Origin of the sequence: Proteus sp. G2669, assembly GCF_009915245.1 — a bacterium.
Lineage (GTDB): Bacteria > Pseudomonadota > Gammaproteobacteria > Enterobacterales > Enterobacteriaceae > Proteus.
Genome location: NZ_JAABLX010000017.1, coordinates 149,005 through 164,784 on the forward strand (window position 1 = coordinate 149,005; position 15,780 = coordinate 164,784).

General features: G+C 36.8%; 15 protein-coding genes and 2 pseudogenes. 6 read left to right on the top strand and 11 right to left on the bottom strand.

Annotated elements, in window-relative coordinates; genetic code table 11:
• Positions 1-22: 22 nt before the first annotated feature.
• Both ispA and xseB read right to left on the bottom strand, forming a co-directional pair.
• On the bottom strand, positions 23-946 hold the full coding sequence (gene ispA, locus GWI68_RS04265; RefSeq protein WP_166539482.1) for a (2E,6E)-farnesyl diphosphate synthase: 924 nt from the start codon (positions 944-946) through the stop codon (positions 23-25).
• Positions 947-1,210, bottom strand: coding sequence for an exodeoxyribonuclease VII small subunit (gene xseB, locus GWI68_RS04270; RefSeq protein WP_109393245.1), 264 nt, complete (start codon positions 1,208-1,210; stop codon positions 947-949).
• 201 nt (positions 1,211-1,411) lie between these two features.
• Between xseB and thiI the strand changes: the two genes are divergently transcribed.
• The 5 genes and pseudogenes from thiI to GWI68_RS04290 all read left to right on the top strand — a co-directional run bounded on the left by thiI (position 1,412) and on the right by GWI68_RS04290 (position 5,507).
• Positions 1,412-2,863: a tRNA uracil 4-sulfurtransferase ThiI gene (thiI, locus tag GWI68_RS04275; protein ID WP_166539483.1), complete on the top strand. Its 1,452-nt coding sequence runs from the start codon at positions 1,412-1,414 to the stop codon at positions 2,861-2,863.
• 113 nt (positions 2,864-2,976) lie between these two features.
• Positions 2,977-3,102, top strand: a pseudogene (locus tag GWI68_RS04280) (IS3 family transposase); the annotation flags it as partial.
• A 230-nt stretch (positions 3,103-3,332) separates the two neighbouring features.
• Positions 3,333-3,578, top strand: a pseudogene (locus GWI68_RS20225) (integrase core domain-containing protein); the annotation flags it as partial.
• A gap of 165 nt (positions 3,579-3,743) precedes the next feature.
• On the top strand, positions 3,744-5,141 hold the full coding sequence (locus GWI68_RS04285) for a hypothetical protein (RefSeq protein WP_166539484.1): 1,398 nt from the start codon (positions 3,744-3,746) through the stop codon (positions 5,139-5,141).
• A gap of 6 nt (positions 5,142-5,147) precedes the next feature.
• Entirely contained in the window at positions 5,148-5,507 is a 360-nt protein-coding gene (locus tag GWI68_RS04290) for a hypothetical protein (RefSeq protein WP_109407992.1), read from the top strand.
• Positions 5,508-5,555: 48 nt separating this feature from the next.
• On the opposite strand, the gene yajL is transcribed toward GWI68_RS04290, so the two are convergent.
• Both yajL and panE read right to left on the bottom strand, forming a co-directional pair.
• Positions 5,556-6,173 (bottom strand): protein deglycase YajL, encoded by a 618-nt coding sequence (yajL, locus tag GWI68_RS04295; RefSeq protein WP_109407991.1) that lies wholly within the window; start codon positions 6,171-6,173, stop codon positions 5,556-5,558.
• Positions 6,142-7,062 carry a 2-dehydropantoate 2-reductase gene (gene panE, locus GWI68_RS04300; RefSeq protein ID WP_166539485.1) on the bottom strand — a complete coding sequence of 307 codons (921 nt, stop codon included), beginning with the start codon at positions 7,060-7,062 and terminating at the stop codon, positions 6,142-6,144. The genes yajL and panE overlap by 32 nt, the downstream gene beginning before the upstream one ends.
• A gap of 227 nt (positions 7,063-7,289) precedes the next feature.
• On the opposite strand from panE, the gene GWI68_RS04305 reads away from it, so the two are divergent.
• Entirely contained in the window at positions 7,290-7,781 is a 492-nt protein-coding gene (locus GWI68_RS04305) for a YajQ family cyclic di-GMP-binding protein (protein WP_072063676.1), read from the top strand.
• A 78-nt stretch (positions 7,782-7,859) separates the two neighbouring features.
• On the opposite strand, the gene GWI68_RS04310 is transcribed toward GWI68_RS04305, so the two are convergent.
• The 7 genes from GWI68_RS04310 to GWI68_RS04340 all read right to left on the bottom strand — a co-directional run bounded on the left by GWI68_RS04310 (position 7,860) and on the right by GWI68_RS04340 (position 15,438).
• On the bottom strand, positions 7,860-9,230 hold the full coding sequence (locus GWI68_RS04310; protein ID WP_166539486.1) for an MFS transporter: 1,371 nt from the start codon (positions 9,228-9,230) through the stop codon (positions 7,860-7,862).
• 173 nt (positions 9,231-9,403) lie between these two features.
• Positions 9,404-10,288, bottom strand: coding sequence for a heme o synthase (gene cyoE / locus GWI68_RS04315; protein ID WP_166539549.1), 885 nt, complete (start codon positions 10,286-10,288; stop codon positions 9,404-9,406).
• A gap of 11 nt (positions 10,289-10,299) precedes the next feature.
• On the bottom strand, positions 10,300-10,632 hold the full coding sequence (locus tag GWI68_RS04320; RefSeq protein ID WP_006535101.1) for a cytochrome o ubiquinol oxidase subunit IV: 333 nt from the start codon (positions 10,630-10,632) through the stop codon (positions 10,300-10,302).
• A complete protein-coding gene (locus GWI68_RS04325) occupies positions 10,632-11,243 on the bottom strand; it encodes a cytochrome o ubiquinol oxidase subunit III (RefSeq protein ID WP_072069390.1) in 612 nt (203 codons plus the stop codon). Before GWI68_RS04325 ends, GWI68_RS04320 begins: the two co-directional genes overlap by 1 nt.
• Positions 11,243-13,225: a cytochrome o ubiquinol oxidase subunit I gene (cyoB, locus tag GWI68_RS04330; RefSeq protein WP_166539487.1), complete on the bottom strand. Its 1,983-nt coding sequence runs from the start codon at positions 13,223-13,225 to the stop codon at positions 11,243-11,245. The genes GWI68_RS04325 and cyoB overlap by 1 nt, the downstream gene beginning before the upstream one ends.
• 4 nt (positions 13,226-13,229) lie before the next feature.
• Entirely contained in the window at positions 13,230-14,180 is a 951-nt protein-coding gene (gene cyoA, locus GWI68_RS04335) for a cytochrome o ubiquinol oxidase subunit II (RefSeq protein WP_166539488.1), read from the bottom strand.
• Between the two features lie 496 nt (positions 14,181-14,676).
• Positions 14,677-15,438 (bottom strand): outer membrane protein OmpK, encoded by a 762-nt coding sequence (locus GWI68_RS04340; protein ID WP_109407986.1) that lies wholly within the window; start codon positions 15,436-15,438, stop codon positions 14,677-14,679.
• Positions 15,439-15,780: the final 342 nt, after the last annotated feature.

Genomic DNA, 15,780 nt, shown 5'->3' on the forward strand with positions numbered 1-15,780 from the left:
AAGCTGCTCTCTTTATTTTTTATTAGTTTTTCCGTTCGACGATAAAACTCGCTAATTGTTTAAGCGTGGTCGTATCGTACTCGTATTGCTCAAGAAACGCTAAGGCATCCAGTGCTTCGTTATACAATTCCTGTGCTTTCTTTTGAGCTTGTTCTAATCCAAGGAGTGCAGGATATGTGCTTTTTCCTGACTCTTGGTCACTACCTTGGCGTTTTCCAGTTTCTTCGGTACTTCCGATGACATCTAAAATGTCATCTTGCACTTGAAAGGCAAGGCCAATGGAGTGAGCATATTTATCTAATGCAGGTAATACATCATGGCCTTTAGAGCCTGCACTATATGCACCTAAACGAACAGCTGCACGAATTAATGCACCTGTTTTGTGTAAATGGATTTTTTCAAGAGAGGCGAGATCAATGGATTTATCTTCTGCTTCCAGATCAAGTGCTTGACCACCACACATACCTGAAAGACCACTCGCTGTGGCTAATTCAGCAATCATTGCAACGCGATCAGCCATAGAAACATCAGGCATTGGATTTTTTGCTAAGATCTCAAAAGCCAGAGTTTGTAGTGCATCACCTGCTAAAATAGCGTTGGCTTCACCGAATTCGATATGACATGTTGGTTTACCGCGACGCAGATCATCATCATCCATTGCAGGTAAATCGTCATGAATAAGGGAGTAAGCATGAATACATTCCACAGCAGCTGCCGGAGCATCAAGGTTTAGCGCAGGGACTTTAAACATTTCACCAACAGCATAAACAAGGAAAGGGCGTAAGCGTTTTCCACCTAAAAGGGCGCCATAATGCATGGCTTTACCTAGTGGCATGTCAGTAAATGGTAAGGCGGATAGCGCTTGGTTTAATGCATCATCAACACGCTGGTGGGCGGAATCTAATTTATGACGGAACGCATCCGTACTTGAAGTTGCGTTACTCAATTATTCTGCCTCTTGGATAAAATCATCAGGAGTTGCATTATCATCTTCTTTAAGAAGAATACGAACACGCTGTTCTGCGTCTTGTAATGTTTTTTGTCCAACACGGGCTAGACGAACGCCATGTTCAAACTCATTAAGCGCTTCTTCTAAAGGGAGTTCACCGGATTCTAAACGGTTTACGATTTGCTCAAGTTCTTGCATAGATGCTTCGAAACTTGGTGTTTGTGCGATGTCTTCGTTAATTGGTGTCGTTTTCTTAGCCATAATATTTTTGATAATAAAGCATGTTAGCGCTGAATAATAGCGATCATCTTACTACAATTAAGAAGAAAATTTCTTATTCAGTCGATGATTTTTGCGGGTGAGCCCTAAATATTGGTGATATACTTTGTGACTTTTATAAACTCCAGTCAATTTACATCACTGTAGTTTATGTTTCTACTTAATAACCTATGACCATTGACTATGAAGTTTATTATTAAATTATTCCCTGAAATTACGATCAAAAGCCAATCCGTTCGTATACGTTTTATCAAGATCCTCACTAGCAATATTCGTAATGTACTTAATACATTAGGCGATGAAATCACAGTTGTCCGTAATTGGGATAACATTGTGGTGGTGAGTAAAGACGAAAGTAAAAGCGAAGCTGTATGTGATGCTTTAACACGTATTCCTGGTATTCATCACTTTTTACAAGTCGAAGAACATCCTTATACCGACTTACATAATATTTTTGAGCAAACTTTTGCAGCATTTAAGCATTTAGTTGAAAACAAAACATTCTGTGTTCGTGCAAAACGTCGTGGTAAACACAGTTTTACTTCTAATGAAGTTGAGCGTTATGTAGGTGGTGGTTTTAACCAACACGTTGAAAGCGCAAAAGTGAAGTTAACGCGTCCTGATGTCACCATTAATTTAGAAATTGAAGACGATAAACTTATTTTAGTCAATGCGCGCTATGAAGGTATTGGTGGTTTTCCAATTGGTACACAAGAAGATGTCTTATCACTGATCTCTGGTGGCTATGACTCAGGTGTATCAAGCTATATGTTAATGCGTCGAGGTAGCCGAGTTCACTATTGTTTCTTTAACTTAGGTGGTTCTGCGCACGAAATTGGTGTTAAACAAGTTGCACATTATTTATGGAACCGTTTTGGCCGTTCACATAAAGTGCATTTCGTTGCAGTTGATTTTGAACCTGTTGTCGCAGAAATTTTAGAAAAGGTCGATGACGGGCAAATGGGTGTTGTGCTAAAACGTATGATGGTACGCGCAGCATCAAGAGTGGCAGAGCGTTATGGTGTTCAAGCGATTGTAACGGGCGAAGCATTAGGCCAAGTTTCTAGCCAGACCTTAACTAATTTGCGTTTAATTGATAATGCGACAGATACGTTAATTTTACGTCCTCTTATCACTCATGATAAAGAGAACATTATCAATATTGCTCGTCAAATTGGCACAGAAGATTTTGCTCGCACAATGCCAGAATTCTGTGGGGTGATCTCAAAAAGCCCAACAGTGAAAGCCGTTAAAGCGAAAATTGAAGCTGAAGAAGAGAAGTTTGATTTTTCTATTCTTGATAACGTTGTTGAAAATGCCAAGAATATGGATATTCGCCGTATAGCCGAAGAAACTGTACAGCAAGTCACAGAAGTTGAAATGGTCTCTGAATTCGGTACAAATGACGTTATTCTTGATATTCGCTCCCCCGAAGAGCAAGAAACATCACCATTAAAAATGGATGGCATTGATGTTAAAGAATTACCATTCTATAAACTCAGCACACAGTTTGGTGATTTAGATAAAGCAAAAACCTATTTGCTCTATTGTGATCGCGGAATGATGAGCCGTTTACAAGCACTTTATTTACGTGAACAAGGTTTTGAGAACGTTAAAGTCTACCGTAAAAAATAATATTTAACGTTTATATTGTTGATAAAAAAGCCACTATAAAGTGGTTTTTTTTAATTATACTGACCCGTCCTGAATAAGGTTGACACTTTTCCAATCTGAAATTGGAGAATGTAATGAAACCAATCACTAAACGAACTCAACGCGATTATTCTCTCGCTTTTAAATTACAGCTTGTTGACCAAGTTGAAAAAGGCGAATTAACCTATAAACAAGCTCAAGATCACTATGGTATACAAGGATGTGACCCGTCCTAAATAAGGTTGACACTTTCCAATCTGAAATTGGAGAGTGTAATGAAACCAATCACTAAACGAATTCAATGAGATTATTTTCTTGCCTTTAAATTAGCGGTTGTTGACCAAGTAGAAAAAGATGAATTCACCTATAAACATGCTCAATATCAATATGGCATACAAGGCCGCTCTACCATTTTGGTTTAGGCTTTAAAAAACGAACTTAGACAATCTTGTTAATCCATCATTCAAATAGAGGGATACCGTATTGTTCTTAGGAATATCAGAAAATACATAAAGAGCATAATATTCAATGCGCTATAGCTGATGGATATGATTGTTATCAAAATGTCTTAGCTGAATGAGTTAATGAAATGTTAAAAATGGAGTATCTTCTGATAAAACCGAGAAATCTCGAACAAGCAAGAAAATTAGTAGAAGAATCAATCCTGCTCTATAATAAAAAACGACTACACTTATGATTAAATTATAAAACGCCCGATGAAGTTCATTGGGCGTTTTATGCCTGAAAAGTTGTCAACTTATATTAGGACTAGTCATTTTTGAAAATATTTAATTGGTGTGGACTTTAAATTCAACATAAGTAAAATTAACAAATTATTTTAGTATGTGAGCAATATGTAAATATGACTATATCGAGTGAATGGCAAGAATGGATTAATAAAAATAGTCATTTAATGACGCATCCTGCTAACTATGAAGTTTTATTTGTAGAAAAAATTCTTAGCCAAATACCAGAACTAAATACTTATTATTTACACGCACAGTTTCCATTTAAAGACCAAGATAATCGATCTCGCCGAATAGATTTTATGGTTTTAGATGAAACCAAAGGAATTTGTTTGGCTATTGAGATTGATGGATTATCCAAAATACAGTCACATAATAATATAATTGATTATTCTAGTTGGGGGGATTTATTAAAAAGGCAAAATGCATTGCTTAAAAATGTAGGTTGTATGTTATTAAGATACTCAAATCAGCAATGGCGTTATCAGTCTAATTTTGTTATTAATGAAATTAGAAATGAACTATTAAAGCAAGAAATTGATTTTTCGAAATCAATGGAAGATAAAATTAAAGAAATAGACTATAAGGCATATTTAGAATTAAAATTAAATGAAAAAACATTAGAAGTATCAAAATTAAAAGAACATAAAGAAAAAACAGATGAACTTTTGATAGAGAAAAATAAAATACTTAATTTTAATAATAAATTAAAGTTAAAATTAGAAGAACAGAAAAAAATCACCTCAATGACTCAGTCATTAAGAGAGGAAATATTACATGATTTAACGTTATTTAAAAATAAATTAAATAATATGGATACAGAGCAGTATTTAACAACTAATCAAATAACTAATTTAATAGAAGGGAATGAAGTTTCATGTGAAATAGAAAAAGATAGAATAACCAGTGTGGCTCTTGGCAAACTAATAGGAATAGAAACCAAAGAAGCGCTAGACATGTTAAGTCAAGAAAAAAACAATGAAATTAAAAATAACATAATAAAGTTATTAGATGAAAATAAAGAAAAATCACTGAAACAAAATAGAATAGCTCTTATTTTCTCTTTTTTAGCATTATTCATTGTGAGTGTTTTTGTAATATACCTCTATGATAATAAAAATATAGTAAATAAAATAGAACCTATTAAGAATTCTTTTTTATTTTCTGAAGGCAAAGAAACTCAAGAAATTGTTATAGACGAAAAAAAAACATATCTTCCTAAAGTAATAGAGGAGACGATATCAGCGAGTGAAGCCTATAATTACATTGATGAAGAAAAAATAGTTTGTGGAAAGTTAGAACAAATAAAATCATTTAATAAAATGACCTTTTTAAATATTGATAGTCATTACCCTAATATATTATTTAATGCGGTTATATGGGATGATAATGCAAAGAAATTTATGGGTATTAATTTGAAATTGGGTAAACCAATATGTATTAATGGTATTATTAGTGAGTATAACGGAGTCCCAAGAATTATTTTGAAAGAAAAAAAACAGTTAAGAGGATAAGATAATATGAGTTTTTGTAAAATAACACTTGTTTTTTTTATATTAATACCGATGGCTTTTGCTAGCTCATCTATTAATGCTAATAAAGCACCGTTTCATCTGAATGAATCATTGTTAGTTTGTGGTGTTGCTTTAGAAATAAAAAAATTAAATAAACGAGTGATAATAAATTTAGATGATAATTATCCAAATCAAAATATTACTTTTTTAATTTGGGATAGTGATCTAAATATCTTTAATAAGAAATTTGGTTCATTGTTTTTTTTGAAGAATAAAAGAATATGCGGGTTTGGTAAGATAGAAGAATATAAAGGGCACTTACAAATTATTATAAAAAAAGAACAATACTTGAGATTGATTAACTAGTAACTTATAACCACTAAAGTAAAAATATACATCAGTGGTTATAATAAATTACCTATCCCCAAAGCCTGTAAATTCATCTTGGTAATTATAAATACCGGGTGGCAATACGAGTTGTTTGGCAACATCAGCAGCGACTTCTTTGCCTTTTAAGCGCTCGATAATTTTTAGTGCAAAATCGATAGATGTTGCAGGTGCTTGGCTAGTAATTAAATTCACTCTTTCATCAAAATAGACTCGATAATCAACCCATTTTTTCGGTGATATTTTATCTTTTAATGCAGGAAAACCCGTCATATTGCCAATGGGGAAAATATTGTGAGATTCAAGAATAATGGCAGGTGCCGCACAGATGGCTGCGACAAGTTTATTTTCACTGTGCATACGGCGGACTTTTTCAACCACTAAAGGGCTGTCTCTTAAGGTTTCAGTACCTTGTAATCCACCAGGGAGAATAATAACGTCATAGTGATGATCAACAACACGAACTAGAGGCGCATCGGCGACAAGTTTAATACCACGAGAACATGTGATAACAAGATCATCAACATCATCTTCTGCACTAGCAAGAACAACATGAATACCGGCCCTAACTAATAAATCTGCCGTGGTCACGACTTCGGTTTCTTCACTTCCATTAGCTAGGCAGATGATCGCTGATATGGTCATAATTGCCTTCCTGTTGTTTGATAAATTGAAAAAGGTGGTTATTTTCTGGTAAAACAAGGCCTTGTGCTGACGCTCGACGCAATAAATAACCAGTAATATAGTCAATCTCTGTGTGGCGTTGATATTTCACATCTTGATACATAGATGAATAATTATTTGCTGTTTGTTCTATGGTATCAATAATGTAGCCATGCAGATGTGTTTTAGATGTAGGGACAACACCTTCACGCTCCATCACTTGATAAACTTCATCACAAATTTTGTGAATATGCTCAGGGTAGCGCAATAAATCCCCATTACGACATTGATAATAAACAGTTAATGGATTAATAACACAATTTACAGCTAATTTTAGCCAACTAATGGTATGAATATCATTGTGCCAAGCAACATCAGGTAATGCATGATGCAGTATTTCTGCTAAATGACTATATTGCTGAGCAATACCATTTAATGGGCCAATATGTGTTATACCTGTAGCTGTATGAATAACGTTCTGGCCTTGTTGATAAGCGCCGTGAGTAATAATGCCTTGCAAAATTGGTCTAGTGATAGAGTGTTGTGTTGCTGTTAATTCATCAGCAGTTCCCATACCATTATGAATTAATAAGATAGGACATTGTGCAGATAAATAAGGTAGAAGTGCATTTACAGCATCTGAGACTTGCCACGATTTTAAGCAAACAATAAGTAATTCGCTTTGTTTTAACCATTCAAGCTGATTCGCGATAATGCGCTGATAAAAAGGCTCACCATTAATATTATCGACACTCACATCTAAAAAAGGTTGTGGCACTCTTAGCCAGCCTTGTACTTCATGAGTTTGAAGTGTTAATGCGGCGATCCAAAGTTTACCTATTGAACCACATCCTAAAACGGTAATTTTCATTGTGCCTCTTCTTTTGAAAATCGTAATAGAGTAAGGCGGTGACTTGCTGTTACTAGACTATCTTTCTGAAATTATAACATTGATTGTGCTTCTCTGTTTAAAGTATGTTTGCTCTTTACTATCAGTATGAATTTGAGTGTTAAAGCCGTTATTGAATGTGCAATGCTTTTTTGCAACCTTAAAAGAAGCTATTATTTGGGTTGTATTTATTTATTGAGGAAGAAAGAATGCCATCTTTTGATATCGTATCTGAAGTTGACTTACATGAAGTGCGTAATGCGGTTGAAAACGCACAACGTGAACTGACTACTCGTTGGGATTTTCGTAATGTCGAAGCCAGTTTTGAATTAAACGAAAAAGCAGAGTCAGTGAAAACGACCAGCGTATCTGAATTTCAGGTTCAGCAATTATTAGATATTCTGCGTGAGAAAATGGCAAAAAGAGGGATCGATGGTGCAGTATTAAATATCCCTGAAGAAATGACTCACAGCGGAAAAATGTACAGTGTGGAAGCAACCTTGAAACAAGGGATTGATACTGCATTAGCGAAGAAAATTGTTAAGCTAATTAAAGACAGTAAATTAAAAGTACAAGCTCAAATTCAAGGCGAACAAGTTCGTGTTACAGGTAAATCCCGTGATGACTTACAAGCTGTAATGAAATTAGTCCGAGAAGGTGAGCTAGGACAGCCATTCCAATTTAATAACTTCCGTGACTAACAATTTATTCATTTAGTCATAAAAAATGCGCTGAATAAACAGCGCATTTTTGTTTTCATTAGGCAAACTGATTGTGAGTTAAACAGAAGGGATTAAAGACTCTAATATTGCTCTCGGTGTTTGTTTGGTGTCCACTTTGATATAGGCGCTTTGCTCATCAGCAATAATCACAACTTCATTAACACCTGGTTGTTGTTTAAATATTTGTTGTAGTTTTTGTTGCTGATCTAAAGACAGATTAGATGGTAATTCAATACGTAAACTACTCACATAAGCGGGTTGACGTAAAGTTAAGCTAATCAAAAACCAAATAATGCCAATCACTAAACAGCCCAGAAATACGATTTGTGCATCATAATGCTGATAAAGCCATCCACCTAAAATACCGCCTAATGCCACACCTAAAAATTGGCTAGTGGAATAAATTCCCATTGCAGTACCTTTATAGCCAGCAGGTGCTTCTTTACTAATTAATGAAGGTAGTAGTGCTTCCATAATATTAAAGCCAATAAAAAAGACCTGAATGCCAGCAATAATCAGCCATAAACTAGAGCCTGAGCTTATTAAAATAATTTGAGCGATAATCAGTAAAAAGATACAGAATAAGAAAACCTGTTTCATTTTACGTTTTTTTTCTGCGTAGATAATAAAGGGTAATACGGTAATAAAGGCGATAAGCATAGTGACAAGATAAACAATCCAGTGCTTTTCTTTTGCTAAACCTGCGCTACTCATAACCAGAGGAAGTGCAACAAATGCCGCCATTAATAAAGTATGTAGTGAAAAAATACCCGTATTCAACTTAAGAAGTTGTGCATCAAATAAGACTTTTTTTACACTGCCACGGACAAAACCAGATTCTCGATTAAGAATATGATGTTCACTATTGGGAACGGTAAAAAGCGTAATAATAATTCCACCAAAGGCAAGTAGGGCGATCCCCCAAAAGAGCCCATGTAAACCAAAAATATGTGTTAAGACTGGCCCCAAAACGAGGGCTAAAGCAAAGGTTATCCCAAAGCTAATACCAATAAAGGCCATTGCTTTTGTTCTATTTTGCTCTCGAGTTAGATCGGAGAGTAAAGCCATAACTGCGGCAGATATAGCTCCAGCACCTTGTAGTGCTCGACCAATAATAATGCCGTAAATATTGTCACTAAGAGCTGCAATAAGGCTCCCGACAATAAAAATTATTAGGCCGAAAACAATCATAGGTTTTCGACCAAACTTATCAGAGAAAATACCAAAAGGAATTTGGAATACCGCTTGTGTTAATCCATAAATACCGATGGCTAATCCAATGAGAGATTCTGTTGCATGTTGTAGTTGAAGCCCATAAGTGGTTAAAACAGGGAGTACCATAAACATGCCAAGCATGCGAAGAGAAAAAACAGTGCCTAGTCCCCATGTTGCTTTGCGCTCTAATGGGGTCATTTTATTATCATTCATGGATTACCTCGTATTACTGATACCCCATTGTAATGGCATTTTATAACGAGGTTAATCAATAAATGGGATGCAAAAAAGTCAAAACTGTACTGATATCTTCTTTAGTCGCAAAACAGGATAAAAAAAGACCAGTCAGGAGACTGACTGGTCTTTCGGTTACTTTAGTAAATACATTATCTTAAATAAGCAAAGACAGTTTCTGTTGAGCTTGTTGGATCAACCGACATCATTACACTTAATGAAGTGATTGCCACAATAGAGAAAATAAATAATTTTCGTGCCCACACTTTATCATTGGTTGCTTTATAACCGGATAAAGCCATGCCCAACCACCAAATACTGACGGCAGAAGCAACTATTAGATATTTATAGCCCGCATATCCAACTAACGTCAGCATTAAGGTTGCAATCATAAATGCCAGAATATAAAGAATGATATGGCGTTTAGCGACTGAGATCCCTTTAATAACGGGTAATACCGGAATATTAGCAGCTTGATAGTCTTTAAAACGGAAAATAGCAATGGCATAAGAGTGAGGCATCTGCCATAAACTAAAGATAAGTAATAGGATTGCCGCGCCCGCATCAAATTCACCGCTAACGGCACAATAACCGATAACAGGAGGGGCAGAGCCAGATAAACTTCCAATCAGTGTGCCATAAACAGATTTACGCTTCATATAGAGGCTATAAACCCCAACATAAATAATAAAACCAAATACAGCGATAAACATTGCAAGCGGGTTGGCTGCTACATAGAGCAGCACAACACCTGCAATACCTAATACTGAGGCATAAATCAGGCTAATTCGAGGGTCAATTAATCCTTTAACTAATGGGCGGTTCTTCGTTCTTTCCATGATACGGTCAATATCACGGTCAATATAGTTGTTAAAAACACAACCAGAAGCAACGACCAGAGACACCCCAAGTAGAGTCGAGACAAATAGGGGGTAGTCAATCTCACCTTTGGAGGCGAGAAGGAAACCACCTATTACAGAAATTAAATTTCCGAAAATAATTCCTGGTTTGGTGACTTGTAGGTATTGCTTAATCATAGCGACAACTCTTAATCCATCATCATATTGATGTTCAGGTTGTACATAATCCACAACGAGCCTACGACAACAATGCCGATAATAAGCAGTGTGAACAGGAATGCAACGACGTTCCAGCGCTCTTCTGATGACGTATTCATATGTAAGAAGCAGACTAAATGAACAACAATCTGCACAACTGCCATACCGACAACAGTCCATAGAATAGTTGCTGGTGTCGCGGTTCCTTCCATCACCATCCAAAATGGAATAACGGTGAGGATAACAGACAGAATAAAGCCAATCAGGTAAGACTTCATGCTGCCGTGGCTTGCGCCTGAAGGAGAAGTATTTGGATGACTCATTACATCGCTCCCATCAGATAAACTACGGTGAACACACAAATCCAGACAACGTCAAGGAAGTGCCAGAACAGACTTAAACAGCTTAAGCGAGTACGGTTAACTTCGGTTAAACCACGGCGTGATACTTGGATCATTAGGATCACAATCCAAATTAAACCCGCTGTTACGTGAAGACCGTGCGTTGACACTAAAGCAAAGAATGCAGATAAGAATGCACTGCGATCTGGGCCATAACCTTCTGCGATTAGCTCATGGAATTCGTAAACTTCCATGATGACGAAACCTAAGCCGAATAAGAAAGTAACAAATAACCACAGATTAACTTGGCTAACGCTACCTTTATTCATGCTCAGCATAGCGAAACCAAAAGTGATACTACTAAATAGTAATAAGAAGGTTTCAACTAAAACAAAAGGTAAGCTAAAGATTTCTTTACCAGAAGGACCATCAGCAATCCCGTTAACAAGCACCGCATAAGTGGCGAATAAGCTGGCAAACAGGATAAGGTCGCTCATTAGGTAGATCCAGAAGCCGAAAACTTTCGTCGCTCCTGCATCGTGGTGCCCATGATGCTCATGGGCGTTTGTGTTATTTACAGTTTGAGTAGACATTATTTCACACCTGCTTTTTTCAGTTCTTCATAATGCTTATTCTCGAGAGCTTCAATTTCAGGTACTTGGACATAGTAATCCACATCTGTATCAAAGCTTTTCACGATCCAAGTGACAATCATGCCAGCGAAACCAACGATAGCTAACCACCAGATATGCCAGATCATGGCAAAACCAAGGACTAAACTGAATGCTGAAATAATCACACCAGCGCCTGTATTTTTAGGCATGTGGATTGGTTCGTATTTGGTTGGGCGCTGATAAGCAGTGCCTTTTTCTTTCTGATCCCACCACTCATCACGAGTTTGAACATTCGGTTCAACAGCGAAGTTGTAGAAAGGTGCAGGTGAAGAAATTGACCACTCGAGAGTACGTCCGCCCCATGGATCGCCTGTTAAATCACGATTTTGGTCACGGTCGCGAATACTCACGTAAATTTGGATAACTTGGCAAGCAATACCGATAGCAATCAGTGCAGCACCGCCCGCGGCAACTAGCAGCATTGGGTTAAACTCTGGATTGATATTTTGGCTTAAACGACGAGTCATACCCATAAAGCCAAGAATATACAGTGGCATAAAGGCCATAAAGAAGCCGATAAACCAGAACCAGAATGCACGAATACCCCATTTTTCATTCAGTGTGAAACCGAATGCTTTAGGGAACCAGTAAGTCATACCTGCGAAACAGCCAAATACCACACCACCGATAATAACGTTATGGAAGTGAGCAATTAAGAATAAGCTGTTATGTAAAACAAAGTTAGCACCCGGAACTGCCAGCAGAACCCCGGTCATTCCCCCTACAGAGAAAGTGATCAGGAAACCGATAGTCCATAGCATTGGGCTTTTGTACTCGATACGGCCTTGATACATCGTAAACAGCCAGTTAAAGATCTTAACCCCTGTCGGTATGGCGATGATCATGGTGGCGATACCAAAGAAGGCGTTTACGTTAGCCCCTGAACCCATAGTAAAGAAGTGGTGTAACCAAACGATAAATGACAATACGGTAATAACAACAGTTGCACCAACTAATGAGGTGTAACCAAATAACCGTTTTTTAGAGAATGTTGCGGTGACTTCCGAGAACACACCAAATACAGGCAAAACAAGGATATAAACTTCTGGATGACCCCAAGCCCATACGAGGTTGATGTACATCATCATGTTACCGCCCATATCATTGGTAAAGAAATGCGTACCAAGATAGCGGTCTAATGTTAACAATGTAATCGTAACGGTTAAAATTGGGAATGCAGCGATAATCAGGACGTTAGTACATAAAGCAGCCCAAGAGAATACTGGCATTTTCATCATACTCATACCCGGCGCACGCATACGCAGGATAGTCGCAAAGAAGTTAACTCCCGTTAGAAGCGTACCAATACCGGATATCTGTAAACTCCATATCCAATAATCGACCCCGACTCCTGGGTTGTATTCCAAGCCAGAAAGTGGCGGGTAAGCTAACCAACCTGTTTGTGCGAATTCACCAATACCTAAAGAAAGGTTGATAAGTATCACACCAACGACGAAGAACCAGAAGCTCAGCGAGTTTAGGAAAGGGAAGGCCACATCACGAGCACCAATCTGTAAAGGCACAACGAGGTTCATCAGACCCACAACGAAAGGGGTTGCCATGAAGAAAATCATGATAACGCCGTGTGCGGTAAAAATCTGATCATAGTGATGAGGAGGTAAGAAGCCCGCTTCACCTGCTGATGCTAGCGCCTGTTGGCTTCTCATCATAATGGCATCGGCAAAGCCACGGAACATCATGACCATTGCAACGATGATATACATAATACCAATTTTTTTATGGTCAACACTGGTTAACCATTCGCTCCATAACCATTTCCATTTACGAAAATAAGTTAGTGCGCCAACAACAGCAAGTCCGCCCAGAACGATACCGAGTAAAGTTACTACGATAATAGGTTCATGTAACGGGATTGCATCAAGAGTTAATTTTCCGAACATGCCTTTATTCCTCTGCTCCTGCATGCGCCGCATGGCTCATGTTCATATTCATTGTTGCATCAGTATGTGCTGTCTGATTGCCACTGGTGTGAGCGCCATGACCTGTGTGACCAAATTTAGAAATGGTCTCTTGGAATAACATTGGCTTCACGCTTGAATAGTAGGTCACTGGATTTTTTTGGCTTGGTTTAGCAAGTTCATTAAATGCAGCGGTCGTATTTAACGTATCTGACGATTGTTTGACTTTTTCAACCCATGCGTCGAAACCGGCGCGATCAGGTGTCGCAATCGCTGTAAATTTCATATCAGAAAAACCGTGTCCACTATAACTTGCTGACATCCCAGGATATTCACCAGGTTCATTAGCAATTAAGTGCAGCTTAGTTTGCATTCCAGCCATCGCATAGATTTGTCCACCTAAACGAGGGATAAAGAATGAGTTCATGACTGAGTCAGACGTGATTTTGAAATTAACAGGCACATTAGCAGGGAAAGCCAATTCATTGACTGTCGCAATACCTTGCTCTGGATAGATAAATAACCATTTCCAATCCATTGAAACAACTTCAATGGTGACCGGTTTTTCTGAGGACTCTAAGGGTTTGTAAGGATCAAGCTCATGGGTTGTTTTCCATGTGATGCTTGCCAAAATCACAATAATGATAATTGGCACGGTCCAAACAACGAGTTCAATTTTATTTGAGTGAGCCCAGTTTGGGCGGTAGGTGGCTTTTGTATTGGATTCGCGGTAGCGATAAGCGAAAACAATCACCATCAGTATTACCGGTATCACAACAATTAACATTAAACCAAGTGCAATAAGGATTAATGTTTTTTGCTCAGCGCCGATAGCGCCTTTGGGATCCATTAACGCCATGTCACAGCCACTTAATAAGAGAGCGGCGGCTAATAGCGAGAGTGTCCCAATACTTTTTATGTATTTCATAAGTCTCATCCAACGACCTAAATGACAAAGGTTCTATTGTTGTTTCATCAGTATCAGTAAGGACATTTTACGGTAAGGTTGCGACAGTGTAAACAATTGTAATGGTAAGTGGGTGATTGGTTGTTCTTTTGTGTTAATGTGATCACAAGTAATTAAAGTATTAAATAATTGTTAATTTAATTGTTGGATATTAACGATAATTTCATAAAGTACCATATTTCTAAAATAAATACATATTTTTACAAATAAAAATGCAATAAAAAATGTAAGAAAACGTATTTTGATTAAAAAAGTGACAGTAGGGAGGTCAGAGGAGAATTTATGAGCTAAATTCTTTTTATTCTGATGTTTAATATCTTAATTTACCTTCTATGTGATTTTTAATGTTGATAATAGATCATTTGTTGAATATTTATATTCAATGAGAATTTTTTCATTAAAACAAGAAAAAAGGATTACAGCGGATAAAAATCGATCCGCTGTAATAAAAATTAACAATTTGCTATCAGAAGTTATATTTCAAGCTATATACAATGCCATCTTGCAGAAAACTCTCTCCTAGCTTTTTATAAGCATAACGATATTGAATTCCTGTGGTGATAGATGTTGTTGGATGCCACCAAATGGCTAAAGCGCCATTAATGCCATTTTTACCTCCATTGCCATAACGCTTGTGTCGTTGAAATTCCATTTCATGCCAGTTTGTTAGGCTAAATTTTTGATTTTTTATATTAAAATCATATCCAGCAACCCAACCAGCGACATAACCGTTGTTACCTGAATATTTAGATTGATCGACATAATGAAGGGCAATAAAAGGTTTAAACCATAAATTAGCAATTTGTGTGTTATAGCCAAAGCCATAAAGTGTATTTACTTCATGGAAGTTACCACCATATTTTTTACCGGGGAGAGACCATGTACCATAAACATGTCCATATAAATTAAAGTTACTTTCGCCTAAATAAATACGAGCAGTACTTTTAATGGTATAGCGTTGATTATCTCCCGGATGAGTTTCTCTTTTATTAAAAGGATTCTCTAAATCGAAAAAGCCATAAAACTCCCCCCATGAAAAATTAGCTGCACCTTCAAGTTCTAAATAGGCAAAGTCATCTTTATGGGAAGTTTTGCCTGTTTTGTGTGTTGTATGTGTTGTCCAATCCAAGTAGTTAATACTTGTGCTTGCAAATCCCCCTAAATAAGTTGCTTGAGAAGATAAAGAGAATGTAGTTGCGATGACAAACAAAAATGGTTTTTTGATCATAAATTATCTCGATGTTTTATGGCCGATTATAGTTGCGGTGAATGTTCAGTTTTTCTTTTTTATTGGAATAATAAACTATAAAAATCCATTTTGTAGGAATTTGAGCTTTAAATAAGATCTATTTCTAGAATTTTGATATTAGTTTAAAAAATAGGAAATTTTGTATTTTTTATTTGTTTTTTCGAGTTAATAGTAAAAATAAAAAAGAAATTTTTGATAAGAAGAGGAAATTTAAGGAGATAATGGTAGAAAATGGCACTTAGATGAAAAAGTAATATAAACAGTGCAAAAATACCTCACGACACAAGAATAAAGGGATAGTATCATTAGCCCATATTTGTT

Bases quoted from the DNA above. Each gene is read 5' to 3' on its own strand.
- thiI (WP_166539483.1), top strand. From the start codon at position 1,412: ATGAAGTTTATTATTAAATTATTCCCTGAAATTACGATCAAAAGCCAA.
- cyoA (WP_166539488.1), bottom strand. From the start codon at position 14,180: ATGAGACTTATGAAATACATAAAAAGTATTGGGACACTCTCGCTATTA.
- panE (WP_166539485.1), bottom strand. From the start codon at position 7,062: ATGAAAATTACCGTTTTAGGATGTGGTTCAATAGGTAAACTTTGGATC.
- cyoE (WP_166539549.1), bottom strand. From the start codon at position 10,288: ATGATTAAGCAATACCTACAAGTCACCAAACCAGGAATTATTTTCGGA.
- GWI68_RS04290 (WP_109407992.1), top strand. From the start codon at position 5,148: ATGAGTTTTTGTAAAATAACACTTGTTTTTTTTATATTAATACCGATG.
- GWI68_RS04340 (WP_109407986.1), bottom strand. From the start codon at position 15,438: ATGATCAAAAAACCATTTTTGTTTGTCATCGCAACTACATTCTCTTTA.
- GWI68_RS04310 (WP_166539486.1), bottom strand. From the start codon at position 9,230: ATGAATGATAATAAAATGACCCCATTAGAGCGCAAAGCAACATGGGGA.
- GWI68_RS04325 (WP_072069390.1), bottom strand. From the start codon at position 11,243: ATGTCTACTCAAACTGTAAATAACACAAACGCCCATGAGCATCATGGG.
- GWI68_RS04285 (WP_166539484.1), top strand. From the start codon at position 3,744: ATGACTATATCGAGTGAATGGCAAGAATGGATTAATAAAAATAGTCAT.
- yajL (WP_109407991.1), bottom strand. From the start codon at position 6,173: ATGACCATATCAGCGATCATCTGCCTAGCTAATGGAAGTGAAGAAACC.
- cyoB (WP_166539487.1), bottom strand. From the start codon at position 13,225: ATGTTCGGAAAATTAACTCTTGATGCAATCCCGTTACATGAACCTATT.
- GWI68_RS04305 (WP_072063676.1), top strand. From the start codon at position 7,290: ATGCCATCTTTTGATATCGTATCTGAAGTTGACTTACATGAAGTGCGT.
- GWI68_RS04320 (WP_006535101.1), bottom strand. From the start codon at position 10,632: ATGAGTCATCCAAATACTTCTCCTTCAGGCGCAAGCCACGGCAGCATG.
- xseB (WP_109393245.1), bottom strand. From the start codon at position 1,210: ATGGCTAAGAAAACGACACCAATTAACGAAGACATCGCACAAACACCA.